The organism is Gemmatimonadaceae bacterium, from assembly GCA_019752115.1.
Classification (GTDB): domain Bacteria; phylum Gemmatimonadota; class Gemmatimonadetes; order Gemmatimonadales; family Gemmatimonadaceae; genus Gemmatimonas.
On sequence record JAIEMN010000028.1, the window covers coordinates 1 to 20,823 of the forward strand.

The 20,823-nt window shown below is 68.0% G+C and carries 19 protein-coding genes and 1 tRNA gene; 11 read left to right on the top strand and 9 right to left on the bottom strand.

Annotated elements, in window-relative coordinates:
- Positions 1 to 38: 38 nt before the first annotated feature.
- The 3 genes from K2R93_14845 to K2R93_14855 all read right to left on the bottom strand — a co-directional run bounded on the left by K2R93_14845 (position 39) and on the right by K2R93_14855 (position 1,516).
- The gene (locus K2R93_14845; GenBank protein ID MBY0491118.1) at positions 39 to 746 is read right to left on the bottom strand and encodes a hypothetical protein; all 708 of its coding nucleotides are present in this window, start codon (positions 744 to 746) and stop codon (positions 39 to 41) included.
- Position 747: 1 nt separating this feature from the next.
- Positions 748 to 1,206: a hypothetical protein gene (locus K2R93_14850; GenBank protein ID MBY0491119.1), complete on the bottom strand. Its 459-nt coding sequence runs from the start codon at positions 1,204 to 1,206 to the stop codon at positions 748 to 750.
- A gap of 234 nt (positions 1,207 to 1,440) precedes the next feature.
- A tRNA-Ser gene (locus K2R93_14855) sits at positions 1,441 to 1,516 on the bottom strand.
- 203 nt (positions 1,517 to 1,719) lie between these two features.
- On the opposite strand from K2R93_14855, the gene K2R93_14860 reads away from it, so the two are divergent.
- The 7 genes from K2R93_14860 to K2R93_14890 all read left to right on the top strand — a co-directional run bounded on the left by K2R93_14860 (position 1,720) and on the right by K2R93_14890 (position 9,977).
- Positions 1,720 to 5,094 (top strand): amidohydrolase family protein, encoded by a 3,375-nt coding sequence (locus K2R93_14860; protein ID MBY0491120.1) that lies wholly within the window; start codon positions 1,720 to 1,722, stop codon positions 5,092 to 5,094.
- The gene (locus tag K2R93_14865) at positions 5,094 to 5,255 is read left to right on the top strand and encodes a hypothetical protein (protein ID MBY0491121.1); all 162 of its coding nucleotides are present in this window, start codon (positions 5,094 to 5,096) and stop codon (positions 5,253 to 5,255) included. Before K2R93_14860 ends, K2R93_14865 begins: the two co-directional genes overlap by 1 nt.
- A 24-nt stretch (positions 5,256 to 5,279) precedes the next feature.
- Positions 5,280 to 6,050 carry a D-2-hydroxyacid dehydrogenase gene (locus K2R93_14870; protein ID MBY0491122.1) on the top strand — a complete coding sequence of 257 codons (771 nt, stop codon included), beginning with the start codon at positions 5,280 to 5,282 and terminating at the stop codon, positions 6,048 to 6,050.
- 286 nt (positions 6,051 to 6,336) lie between these two features.
- Positions 6,337 to 6,963 carry a hypothetical protein gene (locus K2R93_14875; protein ID MBY0491123.1) on the top strand — a complete coding sequence of 209 codons (627 nt, stop codon included), beginning with the start codon at positions 6,337 to 6,339 and terminating at the stop codon, positions 6,961 to 6,963.
- Positions 6,964 to 7,024: 61 nt separating this feature from the next.
- Positions 7,025 to 9,100 carry a polyphosphate kinase 1 gene (gene ppk1 / locus K2R93_14880; protein MBY0491124.1) on the top strand — a complete coding sequence of 692 codons (2,076 nt, stop codon included), beginning with the start codon at positions 7,025 to 7,027 and terminating at the stop codon, positions 9,098 to 9,100.
- Between the two features lie 11 nt (positions 9,101 to 9,111).
- The gene (locus tag K2R93_14885; GenBank protein MBY0491125.1) at positions 9,112 to 9,600 is read left to right on the top strand and encodes a cytochrome c; all 489 of its coding nucleotides are present in this window, start codon (positions 9,112 to 9,114) and stop codon (positions 9,598 to 9,600) included.
- A gap of 176 nt (positions 9,601 to 9,776) precedes the next feature.
- On the top strand, positions 9,777 to 9,977 hold the full coding sequence (locus K2R93_14890) for a hypothetical protein (GenBank protein ID MBY0491126.1): 201 nt from the start codon (positions 9,777 to 9,779) through the stop codon (positions 9,975 to 9,977).
- 140 nt (positions 9,978 to 10,117) lie between these two features.
- On the opposite strand, the gene K2R93_14895 is transcribed toward K2R93_14890, so the two are convergent.
- Positions 10,118 to 10,885 (bottom strand): hypothetical protein, encoded by a 768-nt coding sequence (locus tag K2R93_14895; protein MBY0491127.1) that lies wholly within the window; start codon positions 10,883 to 10,885, stop codon positions 10,118 to 10,120.
- Positions 10,886 to 10,999: 114 nt separating this feature from the next.
- Positions 11,000 to 11,611, bottom strand: a complete 612-nt coding sequence (locus K2R93_14900) for a hypothetical protein (GenBank protein ID MBY0491128.1) — start codon at positions 11,609 to 11,611, stop codon at positions 11,000 to 11,002.
- A gap of 137 nt (positions 11,612 to 11,748) precedes the next feature.
- On the opposite strand from K2R93_14900, the gene K2R93_14905 reads away from it, so the two are divergent.
- The 4 genes from K2R93_14905 to K2R93_14920 all read left to right on the top strand — a co-directional run bounded on the left by K2R93_14905 (position 11,749) and on the right by K2R93_14920 (position 16,829).
- Positions 11,749 to 12,138 (top strand): GntR family transcriptional regulator, encoded by a 390-nt coding sequence (locus K2R93_14905; GenBank protein ID MBY0491129.1) that lies wholly within the window; start codon positions 11,749 to 11,751, stop codon positions 12,136 to 12,138.
- Positions 12,135 to 13,064 (top strand): ATP-binding cassette domain-containing protein, encoded by a 930-nt coding sequence (locus tag K2R93_14910; GenBank protein MBY0491130.1) that lies wholly within the window; start codon positions 12,135 to 12,137, stop codon positions 13,062 to 13,064. Before K2R93_14905 ends, K2R93_14910 begins: the two co-directional genes overlap by 4 nt.
- A gap of 11 nt (positions 13,065 to 13,075) precedes the next feature.
- Entirely contained in the window at positions 13,076 to 14,476 is a 1,401-nt protein-coding gene (locus tag K2R93_14915) for a hypothetical protein (GenBank protein MBY0491131.1), read from the top strand.
- Positions 14,477 to 14,573: 97 nt separating this feature from the next.
- The gene (locus tag K2R93_14920; GenBank protein MBY0491132.1) at positions 14,574 to 16,829 is read left to right on the top strand and encodes a carbohydrate binding family 9 domain-containing protein; all 2,256 of its coding nucleotides are present in this window, start codon (positions 14,574 to 14,576) and stop codon (positions 16,827 to 16,829) included.
- 67 nt (positions 16,830 to 16,896) lie between these two features.
- On the opposite strand, the gene K2R93_14925 is transcribed toward K2R93_14920, so the two are convergent.
- The 4 genes from K2R93_14925 to K2R93_14940 are packed head-to-tail and all read right to left on the bottom strand — an operon-like array spanning position 16,897 to position 20,730.
- Positions 16,897 to 17,826 carry a proline iminopeptidase-family hydrolase gene (locus K2R93_14925; protein MBY0491133.1) on the bottom strand — a complete coding sequence of 310 codons (930 nt, stop codon included), beginning with the start codon at positions 17,824 to 17,826 and terminating at the stop codon, positions 16,897 to 16,899.
- Positions 17,826 to 19,304 (bottom strand): hypothetical protein, encoded by a 1,479-nt coding sequence (locus tag K2R93_14930; protein MBY0491134.1) that lies wholly within the window; start codon positions 19,302 to 19,304, stop codon positions 17,826 to 17,828. The genes K2R93_14925 and K2R93_14930 overlap by 1 nt, the downstream gene beginning before the upstream one ends.
- A gap of 8 nt (positions 19,305 to 19,312) precedes the next feature.
- On the bottom strand, positions 19,313 to 19,744 hold the full coding sequence (locus K2R93_14935; GenBank protein MBY0491135.1) for a nucleoside deaminase: 432 nt from the start codon (positions 19,742 to 19,744) through the stop codon (positions 19,313 to 19,315).
- Positions 19,745 to 19,779: 35 nt separating this feature from the next.
- Positions 19,780 to 20,730: an N-formylglutamate amidohydrolase gene (locus K2R93_14940; GenBank protein MBY0491136.1), complete on the bottom strand. Its 951-nt coding sequence runs from the start codon at positions 20,728 to 20,730 to the stop codon at positions 19,780 to 19,782.
- Positions 20,731 to 20,823: the final 93 nt, after the last annotated feature.

A 20,823-nucleotide genomic window follows, 5' to 3' on the forward strand; every position in this document is an offset into this window, starting at 1 on the left:
CTACCGCACCCAAGCGGCTCCTGCGGAGCGCTTGGCACTCAATTAACCGAGTCTCCTCCAAACCCGGGGCGGTTCAGTGGGTGACGACGGGCTGACGCCTGGCGCAGTGCACTGAACGCTGTGAGGTCGCGATTCAGGGACGCGGCTTTCACGACACGGATCTCTCGGAAGGGATCCTGCGGATCGTGCTTTCGCGCGGCGTTGAGACGGATCCCGGCGAATTCCTCTAGTTTGTCGGCATCCCACAACCATGCCGCGGGTGTGCGCAGGCCAGCTTCCTCATTGCCGGAACCGGCAAAGCGCGCCCACGCGATGAACGATTGCGCGTAGCGATCCTTGGTGCCGTCCACAATGCGACCGCGCCGAGTGACCTTGGCCGGGTTCAGCCCGCGTGCGCTCAGGAACGCATCACGCACTTCCCCAAACGTGATCACCGTTCCGCCGCCTGGGGCGGGTAGCGCCCGCCAGTGCGCGACGCCGAGCTGTTGGAGATCGAGCCTATGCACCGCCTTGAGGTCCTCGCCAATCGCCGCAAACAGTTCGTCGAGCGAGAACGCGCGCTGCTTGAGCGCCATGGCGATATCGCGACGTCCACCCCTCAACATCTCGTCGTTCACCAGCGCGTCGAGCTGCTCGAGGCGTGCTGGCTCCGACGCCGCGGTCCGGAGCGCAAGTCGCGGCCAGTCGCCCTTGCGCGGGGCCGACGTGATATAGAAGGCGCCGTCCTTCCGCTGATAGCAGCCCATGTTAGTTGACCTCCACGAGGCGCGGGCGCGGAGCCGCTGCCGTCTCATCGGCGATCGCCTGCACGCTCAGATCGGCGGAGGGGGACGTGCCATTCATCATGGCGAGCGCCAAGGCACGACGATCCCACAGGGGTTTACACAGGCGCACGGGTGACCGACCTGGCAGCGCATAGGCCAGCTTCCGCCGAGCGGCAAAGTCCGGATCGTCGGGCCGGACGCCAAAGAGCTCGAGCACCAGATCATCGACGGTCGCGACGCCGCCGCGCTCCCAGAGCTGGATTCCCAACACGGTCCAGCCAGCCGTCTGCGGGCGGACGGGGTCGACGGAAGTCGACTGGGAAGCGAGCTGCTCCGTGGAACCGGGCGGGGTCTGCGGATCGGCCGACGCCGAGACTCGGGCGACACGACGGGGGCGGCGGGGAATCGAGCGGGCGGCGAGGGCGAACGGAATGCTCTGCATCAAGGCTCCAAGGTGGCTAGTTGCGGCCACCGTACCGGAGCCCACCCCGGCGCCAAACGCCCAACGACCCCCCGTTGCAGTTGCGCAGGCGTTGCGCAAAACGCTCGGAATCGGCGGAATTGGCGGAATGTTTATTCAACCACTGAGGTTTCTCGGCACCGAACTTGACCTAGTCCATTCGCCGTAAGTCATTAGAAATCAATGAGTAAAGAAAACCCCGCTCCTGCCGAGGCAAGAACGGGGAACGCAGACCCTTCGCCAGACTATCGGTTTTCGAGACCGGTGCCTTCAACCACTCGGCCACCTGTCCAACAGAAACGCCCCCAGAGGTCCCGCGCGCGGCAGACCGTGCACGAATTCCCCGGGAGCCTCGATAAGTAAAGGGTGAACGGGGGTGAATCAAGGGCCGCCTGCGCCCGACACTCCCGATTTCGGGCGGTGGCGGGCGCCAGGTGCTAACGTCTCGCGGTGCCGACCTTCCCTCTGAAGGCCGGCCCCATCCCCGGAGGTTCGATGCGTCGGCTGACTCTGGTGTCCCTCGCGTCCCTGGGCGCGCCGCTGGTGGCGTGTCTGCTCGCCGCTCCCCTGCAGGCCCAGCCCGGTGGCGGTGGTGGTGGCGGTGCGGCAGCCTGGGATGTGAGCCAACCGCGTGGCACCACCCGCGACATCAGCTTTGCGATCGACGAAGGCACCTGGATGTCGGTGGACCTGTCGCCCGACGGCACGTGGATCGTGTTCGACCTGCTGGGGCATGTCTACCGCATGCCAGCCGCCGGCGGCGAGGCCACCGCGCTGACCCAGAGCAGCGGGGTCGCGCTCAACTTTCAGCCGCGGATCTCACCCGACGGCAAATCCATCGCGTTCATCAGCGATCGCCGCGGGCAGTACAACCTGTGGATCATGAACGCCGACGGCACGAACCAGCGCCCGGTGTTCACCGACCTGAATGCAACGGCCTTCGAACCGGCGTGGACGCCCGATGGGCGCTTCATCGTGGTGCGCAAAGGCGGGCGCGGCGGCGGCGAGGGGCCGGCGCCGGCTGGCGGTTTGTGGATGTATCACAAGGACGGTGGGACTGGCGTGCCGCTCGTGGCCGCGGGCACCGGCAGCAACCTCGCGCCCGCGTGGCCGAGCGTGAGCGCCGATGGGAAGTACCTGTACTACCAGGTCAACATGAACGTGGACCCGCGCGAGCCGCTCGGTGGCGCGGTGCAGCTCCGTCGCTTTCGGATGAGCGATGGCGAGGTGCAGGACATCACGAACGGCGAGACGGGCGATGCGGCCGCGAGCCGCTTCTCGAGTGGTGGCGGGGCGGCCCCGGAGATCTCGCCCGACGGCCGGTGGCTGGCCTTCGCGCGACAGATTCCCGACGGGCTGCTCGAGTTCAAGGGGCATCAGTACGGGCCGCGCACCGCGCTCTGGCTGCGCGATCTGCACACCGGTGCCGAGCGCATGGTGATGGACCCGATCGAACCGATGGTGGGCTCGGGGTCCAAGACGGTGGGGATCCTGCCCCGCTACGTCTGGGCCCGCGACGGCCAGTCGATCCTGATCACGCAAGGCGGCAAGCTGCGCCGCGTGAATATCGCGACGCGCGCGGTGAGCACGATTCCCTTTTCGGCGAACGTGAAGCGCACGATCTCGCAGATGGCGCGGAATCGCTTTCGGATCAGCGACGACGCGATCACCGCCAAGTTCTACCGGTGGCCGTCCACAAGCCCCGACGGTCGGCGCATCGCGTTTCAGGCGCTGGGGCGTGTGTACGTGCAGGACGGCGCGACCGGCGCGCCGCGTCGTCTCACGGCCGCGGGCTTCTCGCCGCTGGAGTTCGCGCCGGCGTGGAGCCCCGATGGGCGCACGATCAGCTTCGTCACGTGGGATGACACCGCACGCGGGCATGTGTGGAAGGTCCCTGCCACCGGCGGCACGCCAACGCGTGTGAGCAAGGAACCTGGCGACTACACCGATCCGGTGTGGAGCGCCGACGGCCGCTTCGTGGTCGTGGCGCGTGGTGAGGGCGCCACGGCCCGCGGCCGCACGATGACGCACAACACGTGGTTCGACGTCATGCGGCTCGATGCGAACGCCGCCGGTGGTGACACCGGGCGCGTGATTGCGACGATTGACCGGCCGAGTGGGAGTTCGGTGGGTGGGGAAGCCCGGCGACAACTCCCGCGACCGAGTGTGGGGCCCGAGGGCCGTGTCTTCTGGCCGGAGCAGCGACCGGCCACCGGCGGCGGGCGTGGTGGTGCGGTGACGCTGCGCAGTGTCACGATCGATGGCGCGGACCTGCAGGATCATCTGGTGTTGCCGAACGCCGACGAGATCGTGCCCTCACCCGACGGGCGCTTTGTGGCGTTTCAGGAAGGCGACAATGTGTACGTGACGCCGTTCGTGTGGGGCGGCGTGGGCGGGAACGCGCTGCGCGTGGAGAAGCGGCGCGGGCAGATGCCGGTGACGGCGCTGACGCGTGACGGCGGCCTCTTTCCGCGCTGGCGCGACAGCGTCACGCTCGAGTACTCAAGCGGCGCCGCGTTCTACGTGCACCATGTGAACACCGGGCGCTCGGATACCACGGCGCTCAAGGTGAGCGCCCCGCGTGCGATGCCGACCGGAACGATCGCCATCACGAATGCCCGCATTCTGCCGATGAACGGGAAGGCGGCGATCGAGAAGGGGACGATCGTGTCGAAAGCGGGCCGCATCACCTGCGTGGGGTCGTGCAGCACGGCCGGCGCCGATCGAGTGGTGAACGCCAGTGGCAAGACGATCATCCCTGGCCTCGTGGATATGCACTCGCATCATTATCGCGAGTGGCGCGGCATGCGTCCGCGACACGATTTCGAACAGGCGATCTATCTGGCGTACGGCGTCACGACGACGATGGACGTGTCGATGTGGAGCCAGAACATGTTCCCCACCGCCGAGCTCATCGAGGTCGGCGAAGTGGTGGGCCCGCGCGGCTTCAGCACGGGTGACAACATCACCGCCGGCGACGCGGCGCGCGCGAATGAGATCAACACGCCGCGCGACGCGCTGGCGATGGTGAGCAAGATGGCCAGTTGGGGGGCGACGGCGGTGAAGCAGTACGCGCAGCCGCGGCGCGACCAGCGGCAGTGGATGGCCGAGGCGGCACGCAGCGTGGGGGTGAACCTCACCTCCGAAGGGGGCTTCTTCTTCGAAGATCTGGCGTTCATCATGGACGGCCAGACCGGCTGGGAGCACGCGTTCAGCGAAGTCCCGATGTACGCCGACGGCGCCAAGTTCCTGGGCAAGGCGGGGGCGACGTACTCGCCGACGCTCGTGGTGGCCGGCCCGGGACCGTGGAGCATCGAGTACTGGTTCCAGGAGTCGGACGTGTGGAAGGATGCGAAGCAGCGGGCGTGGTTCCCGTGGCGCTCGCTGGTGCCGCATACGCGCGTCCGCACGCTCCGCCCCACGACGGACTACAGCTTCCCGTTCATTGCGCAGGCGATGGCCGACATCATTGCCGAAGGCGGCACAGGCGCACTGGGGAGCCACGGCGAGCATCATGGTCTCGCGCCGCACTGGGAGCTGTGGATGGGCGCGAGCGCCCTCGGGAACCTGGGCGCGCTCGAAGTCGCGACGATGCACGGCGCGCGGTTCCTCGGCGCGGATCGCGACATCGGGAGTCTGGAGGTGGGCAAGCTCGCCGACCTGATCGTGCTCAACGGCAACCCGTTGCAGAACATTCGCGCGACGGCCGATGCGCGATATGTCATGAAGGGCGGTGTGCTGTACGACGCGATGTCGCTCGACGAGCTGTGGCCCAAGGGGGTGCCCTTTGGCCCGCACAGCTGGGCCAACGAGGACGCGTTGCAGCAGAACGTGAAGAAGACGACCACCTTCGACGCCAAGCGCCCCTGATGTCATTTCCGTTGCCGTTCCATGTCACCCGCGTGGTGGTGGGGCATCACCTCCACGCGGGGATGGTGTCGTACCTCCAGGCGCGCCGCCCGGCGCTGGAGGTGGTGGGCGCCCCGATTCCGGAGCTCACCGCCGCGCACTTCGCGAACGCCGATGCCTAACTGGGCTTCAAGCGACCGCCCGGTGTGGACACGCTCGGCAGCGTGCGCTGGGTGCACAGCACCGGCGCCGGTGTGGATGGATGGCTGCGTGGCGCCCCGCTCGACCCGGGTATCCTCGTGACCCGATCGCCGGAGCTGTTCGGTGGGCAGATCACCGAGTGGGCGATCACGCGCATCTTTGCCCTGCAGCAGGATCTCTTTCGCCTGCGGGATGCCCAGCAGGCACGGGTCTGGGACCAGCACGAGGTTCCGCGCGTCGCCGGCACGCGCGCGCTGTTTGTGGGCACGGGCGATATCGGGCGCACGATGGCCACCGCTCTGACTGCGTTGGGGGTGCACTGTTCGGGTGTGAGTCGTTCGGGGGTCAGTGACTGCGCGGCGTTCACGTCGGTGCACCCATTGTCCGCGCTTCCGGAGCGGGTCGCCACCGCCGATTGGATCGTGGTGTCGCTGCCGAACACGCCGGAGACGTACCGACTGATCGACCACGCGGTGCTCGCGCAGTGCCGCGGCGCCGTCCTGCTCAACTGCGGGCGTGGCACGGTGGTGGAGCAAGCCGCGATTCCCGAGGCGCTCGATCGCGGTTGGCTGCGCGCGGCGGTGCTCGATGTGTTTGAAGAAGAGCCGCTGCCGACGGACTCGCCGCTGTGGGGCGATCCACGCGTGATCGTCTCGCCGCACATGTCGGGACTGACGACGGTGGAGGGGGCGGCGGCGGGGTTTCTGGAGTGCCTGGAGTGCTTGGAGCGGGGGGAGATGCCGCGTTGGGCGATTGATCGGGTGCGGGGGTACTGAGCGCACGACTCCGGCTGTCGCTCGCCTCCCCAGCTCGCCTCTCAGGGAGCTGAGCCTGGAGACTCGGACTCGGACTCGGACTCGGACTCACACTCACGCTGGCAACCGCTCGCTCGCCGCTATTCGCCCCGTGTGGTGAGTTTCGGGCGAGAGGCGAGAGGCGAGTGGGAGTTTGGGACTTGAGTGGTGAGTGGTGAGACCGACGATGTCTCATGCGGGAATCCCTGATGCGTGGCCGGTGTTTCGGGTGCACCGTGGGGACACTTCCCGCTCAAGGAGGCGGCCGATGTGGGGGACCCGTGCTCGGATGCAGGCGATGGTCGCATTGGCGACCGCGTGCGTAGTGACGCCCACCGCGCTGGCGGCGCAGGACGAGCCGACGGCGGATTTCAAAGCGGCCCATGAACAGTTTGCGGCCGGACAGCTTCGCCCGGCGGCGAATACCCTGCTCCGCGCGACGTTGTACATCCGGCAGCAGGTGGGGCGCAGTCGGGATGAGACGACGGGGATGCAGCTCCTGAACGCCGAGGGGGCGATTGAGAAGCTGGCGCTCGGGTTGCGCGAGGGGCGCACGATGAGCGTGAAGGCGTTCGACCAGGAACTCGTGCGCGTGGACCGGTTGCTGGCGCAGCACTACGTGCAGATGGCGGTCGGCGCGATCGCGCATCCGAAGGCGAATGACTGCCCGGTGATCGCGCGAGACATCCGCCAGGGGGCCTTCCACTATGAGCGCACGATCACGCTGGATGGCCGGTCACCGCTGCCAGAGGTCGCGACGCTGCTGACGGATGTGCGGACGCTGGCCACCGAGATCGAAAGCACGAAGGCGGTGCCCAAGACGGCGGCGGCCACGCTGGCGGTCCTCGATCGGCAGATCTCGGGCGCGACGGTGATGGCGGTGTCGCAGCGGTAGACGCGTTGGCTGACGGCGCGGTGGTCGCTCGACCTGTGCCGACACGGTAAGTTGGGGGGCGATGTCACCCGCCCCCCTCTTGTCCGATACGGACGCCGATCTGCTGGACCCGGAGCTGAGCCTGCTGGCCTTTCAGCACCGGGTGCTGGCGCTTGCGGGCGATCCGGCGGTGCCGCTGCTTGAGCGGCTGCGCTTCCTGGGGATCGTCACCAGCAACCTCGACGAGCTGTACATGGTGCGCATGGCGGAGCTGCGCCGCGCCGCCGTCGAGGAGGTCATGCGGACGGGAGCGACGGGCACCGCCACGCGCACCCTCGAGCGGGTCGAGGCCGAAGTGGCCGAGATCATGGCCACCATGAGCCGCCATGCGGCCGCCTGTCTCTTCGAGGCTGAGACCCGTGGCGTGGGGCTGCTGAGCTGGGAAGCGCTGAGCGCCACGGAGCGCGAAGCGCTGCGCCACGTCTACCTGCGCGACATCCAGCCCACCCTGCACTCGCATGCGGTCACGCTGAGCCCCGGGCATCCGGTGCCGCATCTGGCGCATCTGGGGCTGTTTGTCGCGGTGGTGTATCGCGATGCGCCCGGCGAGCGCTTGCGGGTGGCCGAGCATGAGCTGCCGCGCGATATCCCGCGGCTGTTGCCGGTCCCGGGGCATGCGGGGCATGTCATTGCGCTCGAGGATGTGCTTCGGGCCAACGTCCCCGCGCTGTACCCCGATGTGATCGTGGAGAGTGCGCATCTGTTTCGCGTCACGCGCGGCGGCGATCTGCATTTGACCGAGCATGACGGGGAGGACCTGCTCGATGCGGTGGATCGGGCGACGGCGCTTCGCCCGATGAATCCGGCCGTGCGTGTCGAGGTGGATACGAGCATGCCGAGCGCGGTGAGTGCGCTGTTGCTGGAGAGCCTGCACCGCGAGGCCATCGGGCGCGACATGGCCCTCACCGTGACGAGTGTGCAGGTGGTGGATGGCCTGCTCGACCTGCGCTGTCTCACGCAGCTGCCGCTACCCGCCGATGATGCGACGCTGACCTATCCGCCGCTCGTGCCGCGGACGCCGCTGCCGGCCACGAGCCTCTTCGACACCATCCGGGATGGCGATGTGCTGGTCCATCATCCCTTCGAGAGCTTCGATGACACCGTCGTGCGCTTCTTCGAGGAGGCGGCGGCCGATCCGCAGGTGACGACGATGGCCTCCACGCTCTATCGCGTGGGGAATCCCTCACCGGTCGCCGGGGCTCTCCTGCTGGCTGCGCAGGCGGGAAAGCGCGTCTTTGCCCTCGTGGAACTGCAAGCGCGATTTGACGAGGAGCACAATGTGCGCTGGGCCCGGGCGATCGAACGCGCGGGTGGTCAGGTCGTGTATGGGTTGCCCGGGCTCAAGGTGCACGCCAAGGCGGCGCTGGTGGTGCGACGCGAAGGGGATACGCTCCGTCGCTACGTGCATGTGGGCTCGGGCAACTACAACGTGCGGAGTGGCCGGCAGTACACCGATCTCTCGCTCTTCAGTGCACGGCCGGCACTGGGCGAGGACATTGCGACGCTCTTCCGGGCCCTCGCGGCGGAAGACGGCACGGCGCCCCATGCGCCGGACGCGCTCCCCAACGACGCGTTGTGTGCCCCGCATCAGCTGCGGCCTGCGCTGCTGGCGCGCATCGCGCGCGAAATCGCGCATGCCGAAGCGGGCCGACCGGCGGGGCTGACGTTCAAGATGAACGCGCTCGCCGATCAAGAGATGGTCCGCGCGCTCTATCGCGCGTCGAAAGCGGGGGTGAGGGTGCAGCTGCTCGTGCGCGGGATCTGCATTCTGCGCCCGGGCGTGGCGCCCTATTCCACGAACATCTCGGTGGCGAGTGTGGTGGGGCGCTTTCTCGAGCACTCGCGCATCTACCGCTTCGAGAATGGCGGTACGCCGGAGTTCCTCATCGGGTCGAGCGACCTGCGCCCGCGCAATCTGCGGCGTCGGGTGGAGTTGCTGGTCCCGGTGCCCGATCGGGCGCATCAGCAGCAGCTCGATGCGATCCTGGCGCAGTACCTGCACGATCCGTCGGCGTGGCAGCTCGCCCCCGATGGCACGTATGTCCCGGGCCGTGGTGGCGGACGCACGGCGCAGGACGGGTTCCTCGCTCCGCCCTGATGGACGGCAGGATGCGACCCGGTCGGAGACTGCTGGCGGGAGCCTGTCTGCTCACCGCCTGTGCGGGCAGCAAGGACACCACGCAGGGTGGCGGCGCCGCGAAGGCCTCGGTCTCGCCGGGCGCGCAGAGCTATCAGCGCGTCTGCGCCAATTGCCACCTCGAGACCGGCCTGGGGATGGTGCCGGCGTATCGCTCGCTCGTCGGTTCGCCGTGGGCGACGGGATCGGTGGACCGCGCGGTGGCCATCGTACTCTTCGGCGTGCAGGGCCCGGTGAGGGACGTCGACGTCACCTACTACACCGCCATGCTCCCCTACGGCAGCGGCGCCAGGATGAGCGACGACGAGGTGGCGGCGGCGATCACGCACGTGCGGACGAGCTGGGGAAACCACGCCAGTGTGGTCACCGCCGCCGACGTGGCGCGGGTCCGGGCGCGGTTCCCCGCGCGAACCACCGGCTTCACGCAGGCGGAACTGGACGGCTGGACGGACCAGCCGTGAGACCAAACGCGCCCGGCGTGTGACGAACGGCGCCCGTCCCGCGGGCGCTTTTTCGTCAAGTGAGAAAAACCGATCGGGACACTCCCTGTTTTTGGTGACTGCTGCCGATATTCCTCAGCGATGTCCGATCGCGTTGTCCGATATCCCGCAGTCACTCCCCAACATCCTGACCGTATATGTGGAACGAACTTTGTGATGAGGCGCATGAGGCGCATGCGATGCAGGTCATTCATCGCGCGGTGCTCGTGATCGCTACCGTCTTCCTGTCGTTCGGTGGGTACGCCATTGCCACGCGCCTGGGCGCGGATCATCCGCCGACGTCGGTGGCCTATGGCACGAAGGCGCCGGCGGCTGATGTGGTGGTGATTGGGGACTGAGGGGCGGCAGACAAACGAAAAAAGCGTATACGTGGGGCGTATACGTGGGGCGTATACGTGGGGCGTATACGTGATGCGTATACGAAATGCGGGGGGATTCCTTGGAATCTCCCCGCGTTTTCGTTGCGGACCGCTGATGGTCAGAAGCTGGTGATGTTCCAGCGGATGTCGTGAATACGAAAGGTGCCGTACTTGAAGACGCGGCCGGAGGCGAAGTGCCAGAGGGCGTCGCCCTCGCTGGCGATGCGCCGGCCGTCGAAGAACTGATAGGCGCGCAGGGGCGTGGTCCAGCGGTCGCCGTCATCGGGGAGGGCGTGGCGGTCGTCGGAACGGAAATCCACCAGATCGCCCTCGGCGTCAAAGACCAGCGTGGCCGTCACGCTATGCGCGCCGTGCGTGAAGCGCACGTCCACTTCACGCGCGCTGCGCGGGGTGAAGGCGAAGCGTGAATCGATGAGCGCCGACGGTGCCATGATGCAGAGGTCGTTCAGGATCGTGACCGTCTCCGCGCGGGAGAGGGCGAGGCTACGCTCGTTGACGAGGTTGACGAGGCCGGCGACGCGGACCTGCATGTGCGCGGCGCCGGTGTCGTACTCGTGGAGCACGCGCACGGGCAGGCCGAGCATGCGCGTCCGCAAGAAGAAGTAGCGCGACGGATCGTCGACGAACTCATACTGCACCGCCTCGCTCGCCAGCGGTTGCTCAGGCGTGCGGTACATGGTGGCGTCGAAGGTGACGCGGAAGTTGTGGATGACCGGCGCGCCGATGACGCCCGTTCGACGGAGATAGGTGGCCACGAGGTTCGGCAGGTGGGCCAGGTCGCCTTCGCGCACGATCGCGCGACCGGGAAGCGGTTGCCGCGCAAACTGGGCGCGGACTTCGTGCTCAAACTGGCTGGCCAGCGACATGCATCCCCCAAGTAGTGGCGCATGGTGCGCCGGTCATCGACAGGATGCCCTCGGCTGGCGAACCGGGGGATCGGCGAATTCCCCCCACCGTGTCGGTGTTTTCCCGCCCCACGATCATGGCCCTGGCGCGCTGTCCCGTGCGATCACCGCCCATTTGTCGAGCCGACGCCCGTCGACGATCGCCGCGCGCGACAGTTGGCAGCGCTTGAGCCGGCCATTGCCAAACACGTACAGCGTGGTGCGGCTGCCGCCGCGCACTTCGCGCCAGAAGGAGCCGGCCATGCAGGGGACGCCGTCGATGACGGTGTCCTTCGCGAGGTAGCAGGAGGTCAGCGCGCCGGAGGGGGCAAAGCGGGTGCTCCAGGCTTTGTAGCCTTCGCCACGGCAGGTGTGCCCGGCAAGCGGCGTATCCTGCGCCAGCCACGCCCCCCACAGGACGCCCTGCTCGCTGCGATCGAGCCAGGTGCCGTTGGCGAAGCGATGGCCGGCCTCCGTGAAGTCCGTCGACAGGGCGCAGCCGGCGAGTCGCCCGCTGGCCTTGTAGAGCTCGATGGGGGCGTCGTGCGTGCGTGCGCAGGGAATGCCCTGGATCACGGAGTCCCGGTCGAGCGGCCGCCGGAGGAGGGCCGTCGCGGGGACCGGCTGAGCCGCGGCGCCGGAGACGGAGAGCGCGAGGAGGCCGAGGCCCGTCAGCAGGGCGGGAATGGCGCGCGGAGTCAGGCACATGACCAGACGGTACCGCCGGCCAGCCGGCTCGCCCATACGCCACGTGACGTAGCCGGCGCGGCCGGCGCTGCCGTATTACTTGACTAATACACCACCGCGCCGTACACTCGAACCGTATTATCGCCTTAATACACCAGATGCTCATCGTTCTCGACCTTCACAGCGGCGTGCCCACGTATCGACAGATCGTGGAGCAGGTGCGCCTCCAGATCGCCTCCGGGCGGCTGGCGGCGGGGAGCGAGCTGCCCTCAACCCGGCACCTGGCGCAGACGCTGGGGATCAATCCGATGACGGTGAGCAAGGCGTATGGGCTGCTGGAGGCCGAGGGGGCCCTTGAGCATCGCCCAGGGCTGCCACTCACCGTGCGGGCGCGCAGTGCGGCCTCGCGCGAGGCCGCGCGTGAGGCCGAGCTGCGCGCTGCTCTCGAGCCGGCCGCCCGGGCGGCGCAGCAGCTCGGCGTGAGCACGACCAAGGCGGTGCAGCTGTTCCGGCAACTGATGGCCGACCAGGTGGAGGAGGGGAAATGACGAGGGAACCCGTGTCCATCATCGCGGAGCTCGCGCAGGTGACCCGACGCTTCGGGAGCACGCTGGCGCTTGATGCCGTCTCGCTCCGCATTCCGCGCGGCGTGGTGATCGGTCTCGTGGGGAAGAACGGTAGCGGCAAGACCACGCTGCTCAATCATCTCAGCGGGCTGCTGCTGCCCACGTCGGGGACCTGCCGCACATTCGGTGTGCCGAGCGGCTCGCTCGGGGCGGCTGAACTGTCGCGCATTGGCGCGATGTGGCAGCACAGCCGGCTGGTGGCGTGGATGAGCGTAGGGCGGCTGATCCGGTATGTCGGTGGCTTCTACGAGCGATGGGATCGCGAGCTGGTGGGCGCCCTGATCGCGCGACTGCGGCTCGATGTGGACGCGCGCGTCGGCGGCCTGTCGCCCGGGCGGCTGCAGCAGCTCTCGTTGGTGCTCGCCCTCGGCCATCATCCGGAGCTGCTGTTGCTCGATGAGCCGCTGTCGGATCTCGATCCGAGCGCGCGACAGGAGGTGCTCACGATCCTCCTTGAGGTGTATGCCGCCGAGCAGCCCACCATTGTGGTGAGTTCGCATCTGCTGCATGACATCGAGCCCGTGATCACCCACGTCGTCGCGCTCGACGCCGGTCGGGTGACGTGCGATGCCGAGTTGGACACGCTCAAGGAGCGGTACGTGGCGTGGAAGGTGGCCGCGCGCGGCCAGCCACTCCCGAGCACATGGGACGCGCCGTTCATCGTCTCGGCCGCGGGTGATGCGCATCAGGCGACGCTCGTGGTGGAGCGTGACGCGTCGAGCGCCGCCCAGTTCGCCGCGCTGTACGATGTGGAGCTGGTGGAGCAGTCGCTCAATCTGGAGGGGTTGTTTCCGGTGGTGACGAGTGCGCGCGGGCCGCGGGCGCGGGCGACGGTGGAGGTCGGGTGACCGTGCGCCGCATGCGGGGGCTTGTTCTGGTGAGGCCATTCTTTGCCCTGTTTGCGAGACCGTCCATCGCGTTCGCCGCGTGGGTCGTCGTGATGGCGCTCGCGGTCGCCTCGCTGCATCTCGGCGACGTCGGATTCGCGTTGGCCTTCTCCGGACATCCGGGCGCCGTTTTCGAGGACGGCGTGCTCGCGCGGGTCGCACATCAGCTCGTCCTTCACGGGTCGGCGCTGGTGAGTCTGTCGATCGGCATGATGTCCATGTTGGCCGCGGCCGAGGTCGATCTGTCGCCACGCCTGGCGCTGACCCCCCGCTTCCGGGAGAGCATGCGATCCGGGATGCTGCTGCTGATGGCGATCATGCCGCTGGTCGGCTGGGCATGGGCGCACACGTGGGCCCCTGTCTCCAGCCTCTGGCTTGCCCTGGCGTGGACACCGTTCTGGTTTGCGATCTCCTCGTGGGGGCGACTCCTGTCACGCGCGCCGCGATTCGTTGAGGCGAGTCCGGTGGTGCTGCTGATCATGCTGATGATGGTTCCACGCTGGTATGTCCGGGTCGTTGATGTCGTCGGCTGGCCCGGTGCCGTCCTCTCCGTTGGTCTCGCCATCGTTGGGGTGGTGTCCAGCTGGTCACCGCGGGTCCGTGAGATCACCCGCCTCCGCTCGCAGCGCGCCTTCGACGTGTTCGCCTTTCTGGCGTCCTGGCGGGTTGGGGCCGAGGAGCGCGCGGTCGATGCCCCGGTCACCCGTCCAGCCTCCACGATGCAGTGGCTCTCCTACCTCAACGCGGAGCGCATGGATTCCTGGCGGACGTTTCTGTGGCGGGTGCTGGGGCTCGGCGTAATTCTCGGTGCCTTTGTCTTCGTCGGGCACGCCAGTCCCGGGTTGCTCGGGGCATCGGTGCCGCCGATGCTCGCCACGGGGCGCCCCCTGCTCTATCCGCTTGGGCGTCGTGATCGCGCGCGTATTCAGTATCTGGTCCAACTGCAGGACCTGTGGCTCTACGCGATTGCGGCGCTCCTTGGCGCGGCGCTCGCGTCACTGGTGCCGACGGCGTGGATCCCGTCCGATTTCGCGATGGGCGCGCGTGCGGTGCCCATCGTGGTGCAGCTCGGGGCCGCCGTCGCGCTCTGGCCGGTTCCGCAGTGGAAGTCGCTCAGTGCCCCGATTCACTCGGGTGACGTGGCCGCACCGGCTCGCAACAGCCAGCGCATGCTCCTGCATCTCGCGATGGGTATGCTCGTCTACCTACTGGGCGTCGAGGGGCTCTCGCGATTGGTCTGGCGCGAATCCGCGGGTGAGGTGAGTGCCGCACTGGGTGCGCTGGCCGCCGTCGGGGCCGTGGCGCAGCTGGTGTGGTTCCTCTTCCTCCATTGGCATTTCCGTCGGGCCGATCTCGCCCCAAGTGAGGGTTGACCGCCGCACATGCCTTACCAAACCCGAGAAATCGCGGCAAACTAGGCGCGACCGCTCCGCATAGTCCATCGGGCGGCCCTCCCCTGCCCGTCTGCGCATGCGCTCCCGTCTGTCCACGGGGCCGGTTCTGGCCCTGTCGCTGCTGTCGTTCGCCGCTATTGCCCCGCTGCCCGCCCAGGTCACCCCGGGCGTTCCGATGCCCACCGAGGAGACGCGCCGCCACATCGTGGCGCGGCGCGCCACGGGGAAGATCACACTCGACGGCAAGCTGGATGAGCCGGACTGGCAGCGCGCTCCGGAAGCGATGGACTTCGCCCAGATGCGGCCGAATTACCGCCCGGTGGCCGCCTATCAGAGTCGCGTCCGGGTGCTCTTCGATGGCGATAATCTCTACTTTGGCGCCTTCAACCCCGACAGTGTGGGGCTGCGGGAGCGACTCCGCATGCCGGACCTGCGCCGCGACTTCGAGCCGCCCGAGAACGATTCCTGGTCGGTCACCATGGGCCCCCTCGGTGACCATCGGACGGCCGTGCAGTTCTTTGCGACGCCCCTTGGCTCGCAGGCGGATGTCCAGGCATTCGACGGTGGCGACGTTTTCAATTTCAACTTCGATGCCCTCTGGCGCGTGCGCACCACGCGCAGCGACAGCGGCTACACCGTGGAAATGGCCATTCCGTGGCGCAGTCTGCGCTACGCGCCGGGGCTCTCCAGTTGGGACGTCAACTTCCTGCGCAATACACGCCGCGCAGCGCAGTGGAGCAGCTGGTCTCCGGTCCCACGCCAGTTCTCGAGCTGGCGACTGACCTACGCCGGCGCGCTGGATTCGCTGCAGCCTCCGCCACCGCGCACGAACCTGCGCCTTCGTCCGTACGCGTTGGGCACCAACGTCACGGACCGCGCCCCCCGGGCCTTCAATGGCAGTACGGGCGATGTCGGCGGCGAGATCATCTGGTCGCCCACGGCGAACACCTCGCTCGAAGCGACGATCAATACGGACTTCGCCCAGGCCGATGTCGATCGCCAGGTCGTCAACCTGACGCGGTTCAGCGTCTTCCTGCCGGAACGGCGCCAGTTCTTTCTCGACAATGCCGACCTGCTGAATGCGGGCGGGCTCGGCGCCGGCAACATCGGCGGGATCGGCGGTGTGAGCGGCAAGTACTTCGTCCAGCCGTTTTTCACGCGGCGCATCGGCCTGGCCGACGACGGGACGCCGCAACCGATCGACGCCGGGCTGCGCTACGCGTACCGCAGCGGGCGAACCACGGCGGGCGCGCTGGCGATGCGCACGAGCGCGATCGGGTCGGCGAGCGGCGAAACCTTCGCGGTGGCGCGCGGCAGCCAGTTCCTCGGGCGCTCCACGCGCTTGGGCGCCACGATGGCCATGCATGACGGCGACGTCCTCCTCGCGAACGGCACCCGGCAGGATCGGCAGAACCTGATGCTCGCGATCGACGGGCTGGGACGCATCGGCGAGACCGTCCAGTTCACGGGCATGCTCAGCACGAGCACGATTGGCGACAAGACGGGGATGGCCGGCACCTATCAGATCACCCGCAACACACCGCAGCTCCTGGCGGGCGTGCTGGGCGCGCTGGTCACGCGGGACTACAACCCGCAGATGGGGTTCGTGAGTCGCCCGGACGTGATGATGACGAATCCGTTCATCACGTGGACGCATCAGCCGCTCGGCTTGCCCAAGCAGATCGTCTGGCTACGGCACGGCCCCAACATGATTGCCTACCAGGATCCGCGACACTTCACGTTGCAGGAATCGAACATCAGCTACACGGGCGAGGTGCTCTTCCGCAATGGCGCCACGATTTCGCCGACGGCGGAGTACAACGTGCAGCGACCGCTCACGGCGGTGACGCTCTTTCCGAACGTGCGGATCAACCCGGGCACGTACACGTATGCGCGCGGTGGTGTGACGCTCAAGAGCGACCAGAGCGCGCGCGTCGCCGCCACGGCGACGTTCTCCAGCGGCACTTTCTTCGATGGGTCGCTCGATCGCGCCGAGTTGACGACGCGGTGGAGCCCGTCGCCGTACGTGAGTTTGCGCGGATCGTACGAAGTCAATCGCCTGCGTTCGCTCGGGACGCGCGACTCGTCGTTCGTGACGCATCTGGCAGGGCCGGAGATGCGCGTGTTTCTCAATCCGCGCGTGCAGTGGAGCGCCTTCTACCAGTACAACACCACCATTCAGCGCGGGTCCCTGAACGCGCGGTTCAGCTGGGAGTACCGGCCGCTGTCGTATCTCTACGTGGTGTACAACGACCGGCGGGCGGTGGACGGCGGGGTGGGGCCGTTGTCGCGGTCGTTGATTGTGAAGTTGTCGTGGCTGGGACAGCTGTAGCACTGCGTACGGCGGAAGCCTGTACGGCGGAAGCTGGACTGCGGGAGCTGGACTGCGGGGGGGGCGGTTACTTCAGGAACGTTCGTACGGCTTCTAATAGCGCGGGGAGATTGTCGTTCGCGGTGGCGTGGCCGGCGTTGGGGATCATGACGAAGCGGGCGCCGGGGACCAGGGTGCTGAAGTGCTCGGTGCTCGCGGGCGTAGCTTCGTCGAACTCGCCGGCCAGGAAGAGCGTGGGGATCGTGATGCCCTTGAGCCAGGGCGTCGCGTCGAAGGTCTTGAGCGTGCCGGTGCTGGTGAACTCGCTCGGGCCCCACATGTAATTGTAGACCAGCTTGCCGCTCATCTTGCTGCTGCTGTCGCCGTCGGCGGGATTGGCGCGGGGGGCGCGGCGCACGTGCCTGGCGTAGTAGACGTCCATCGCGGCGCTGTACGCGGGCGAGTCGGTGGTCTTGGCGGCTTCTTCCTTCGCGATGACCTGCTGGACGGAGTCGGGGAGCAGCTTGATCAGCGAGTCGGCGTCGTGGGTCCACTGGGCCGTGGTCACGAGGGGGCTCGACAGGATCAGCCTGCGGACGCCCTTGGGGTTGGTGCCCATGTAGGCTTCGGCGAGCATGGCGCCCCAGGAGTGGCCCATGAGGTCCACTTCGGCGAGCCCGAGTGAATCGCGCACCGTTTGCAGTTCACGAACAAAACGCGCCACCGTGAACAGCGTCGTGTCCGTGGGATGATCGGACTTCCCGCAGCCGAGCTGGTCGTAGCGGATGACGGGGCGATCGCTGGCGAGCGCCTCCAACGGCTTGAGGCCAAAGCTGGTGCTTCCGGGGCCGCCGTGGAGGAGCAGCAGCGGGGTGCCGGGTTTATCGGCCCCTTCGATGTGATACCACACCTTGCCGCCTTCGACCTGAATGAAGCCTTCGGTGGGGCGTGCCGCTGGCGTGCCGGTGGCGCAGCCGACGAGCAACGCGGCCATGAGGAGTCGTGCGGACAGGCGCATCACGAGGGCTCGGCGATCGGCAGAATGATGAAGAACACGGTACCGCGCTGCGGGGTGGTCTGGACGTCCACTTCACCGCCCCCCTGCTGCACGATCGACCACACCGTCGAGAGTCCCAGGCCGGTCCCGGTCTCACGCGACTTGGTGGTATAGAACGGCTCGAAGATGTGCGGGAGGACATCGGCCGGGATGCCGGTGCCGTGATCGCGGACCGCGAGCTGCATGCAGTGGCCACGCGGGCGCATCACGTGCGTCAGCTCGAGATCGATCGGCGCATCGACTGGCGACGCATGCGCCGCGTTGACCACGAGGTTGATGACCACCTGGTCAAAGTGCGACGGGTCCATCAGCACCGATGTACTCCCGGCGACCGCCGAGAGCTGGACCGGGCGGTTCTCGGCGACGCGATGCAGCAGTGGCAGCAGGTCGCGGAGGTGCACCGCCGCGTCGAAGCAGCGTGCGGCGTCTTCGGGTGGGCGGCCCAGCACGAGCAGCTGACGCGCCAGCGCGCGTCCGCGCGCGGCCGATTCGCGCACTTCGGTGAGCTCTTCGGGAGCCGCGCCAGGATAGCGGAGCGCGAGGCTGTCGGCGCTGAGCTGCACCGCCTGCAGCACATTCGCAAAGTCGTGGGCCACTCCGCTCGCCAGGCGGCCAATACTCTCGAGCCGCTGCGCGCGCTCGAGCTGCAACTGGCTCTCGCGCAGCTGGTCGGCCTGCGCCTGCAAGCGGACCGCGTCTTCGGAGGCCATCGCGAGCAGCGTAAAGACGCCGGCGAGCAGCACGAGCAGCACGCTCACGAGGATGATGGCCAGCACGATGATCGCCGGCAGATCGGGTTGTCCGACACGCAGGCCGAGCAGAAAGTCGAGCACGCCGCGCGCGGCGAACATCGTCGTTCCGAGTGCCACCGCGCGGGCGGCCCGGGCGAACGCGTTGTCGGGGGCGAGCGCGCGCCACGCCGAGATCGCCGGCAGGAGCAGCATCACCAGATCGATGCCACGACTGATGATCACCACCACAATACGCCGATCGGGGACCAGCGTGGCGGCGAGCGCAATGCCGCCGCCGTGCAGGAGCAACGTGATCAGCCCCCACCGCACGCAGGGGCGTCCCGACAATCCACTCTCCGCCCCCGCCAGTCGCTGGACCGCCGAACGGAGCAGCGGCACCGACGCCCCATGCAGGGCCACCACCAGGGTCGTGAGTGCGAGCGACAGGGCGCGGTTGTGCCAGAGGGCGCCGGCGCTCGATGACAGGATGTTGATGACCGCGCCAACGCCGAGGCAGGTCCAGTAGCTCGCCAGGGCCTCCATGGCCGGGCGACGACTGACGCGAAAGACGCCCACCACCGTGATCGCGAAGCCGATCAGCACCGACGCCTGGATATACGTGGCGCCGAGATTGATCTGATCGAACGACGGCAGGGCGGCGAAGCCGTCGGCCACCGACGCCAGAATCTGGCTCCCGCCAGTCGGCATGGCCGCGCTCACGGGCGCCGCTCGGCGAAGAACTGCTTGAGCAGTGCCGTACTGGCGTCGGCCATCACCCCGCCGCGGAGCTGCGGGCGATGATTGAGCCGCGGATGCCGAACGATGTCCCCCACGCTGCCGCACATCCCGGCCTTGTCGTCCCACGCGCCGAACACCACCGCGTCGGGACGGGCCAGCACAATGGCGCCCGCGCACATCGCACAGGGTTCGAGCGTCACCACAAGCGTGCACCCCACCAGCCGCGCGTCACCCGTGCGGCGCGTGGCCTCGCGCATGGCGAGCAGCTCGGCGTGACTGGTCGCATCACCGTCGCGCACCATGCGATTCTGGGCGCGCACGATGATCGCGTCCTCCCGGACAACGACCGCACCGACGGGCACCTCGCCCGCGCGCGACGCCTCGGCGGCTTCGTCGAGTGCCGCCTGCATGGCCGCCACAATGACGGCAGAGACCGGGGCGTCATTCATGACGCGGGTCCCTTCCATCCGTAGTGCTTGTCGAGATACGTGGCCAGCGCTCCCGAGAGCGCCCAGGCGAAATTGGTGCGGGCGGTCTGCGAATCGCGCACGTTGTCGTAGTGGCATTCGATCTGGATGGCGTCGACGGCCCCACCATCCCGGGATCCGTGTCGGGCCGTGTTGTAGCCCCCCTCGAAGTACAGCTGCCCGACCAATGGCGCTTGGTCGGTCGGGCTCGGCACGGCCGGATACCCCGCGGCCACGATCAGCGCGCCCAGACTGTTGGCGCCGCGCAGCAGGGCCACCCCCCGATCGGGCGCGCTCTTCGTATCGGTGGCGAGGCGCGCGATGCTGGTGCGCGCCATGGCGCCGTTGGCCGTCAGCGCGGCGTCCGAAAGCCGCAGCTCCGGATCGTTCAGCAGATAGCCGATCTCGAGGCGCGCGACATCGTGTGCGTGCCCGTGCAGATCGATCACGAGCCCACGCCCCGTTTTCTTGACGATGCGAGCCTCGGCGGAGTCGATGACGGCGTGGAACCACGCCCATGGCGCCGCGAGGGTGGCGGTGCCACCCGACGCTTCGGGGAAGTCCCGATTGGCGTCGAACTTCTTGCGGCTCAGCCGATTCACCACCAAGTGGGGGCGCGCGCCGGTGCGGGTGTAGAACGCATCGGCGAGGCGACGAGCCAGATCCTGCGTATTGGCGTCGTTGACGGTTTCGCAGCCGCTGCAGGTACGATCGGGGAGTTCGGTGGGCGTCTGCGTCCCGCCGTGCGGCGCAATGATCACGAGTGGCGCATCGCCCGGCGTGTATTCCATCCACCCGTTTGCATCGGTGGCGACCTGGCCCACCACGAAGGTAGGGGAGCCGGACGGCGTGGGGGCCGCGGTGGATCCTCCACAGCCGGCACTCAACGCTGTCCCGAACAGGACCGACAGACACAAGGCGGGTCGCATGTGTCGCAAACTACGCGATCACCCACGAGCCCGCCTCTCCTTTTCGCTCACCAGGTGCTAGGTCACGGCAGCGTCGAAGGCCGCTTGTGCCAC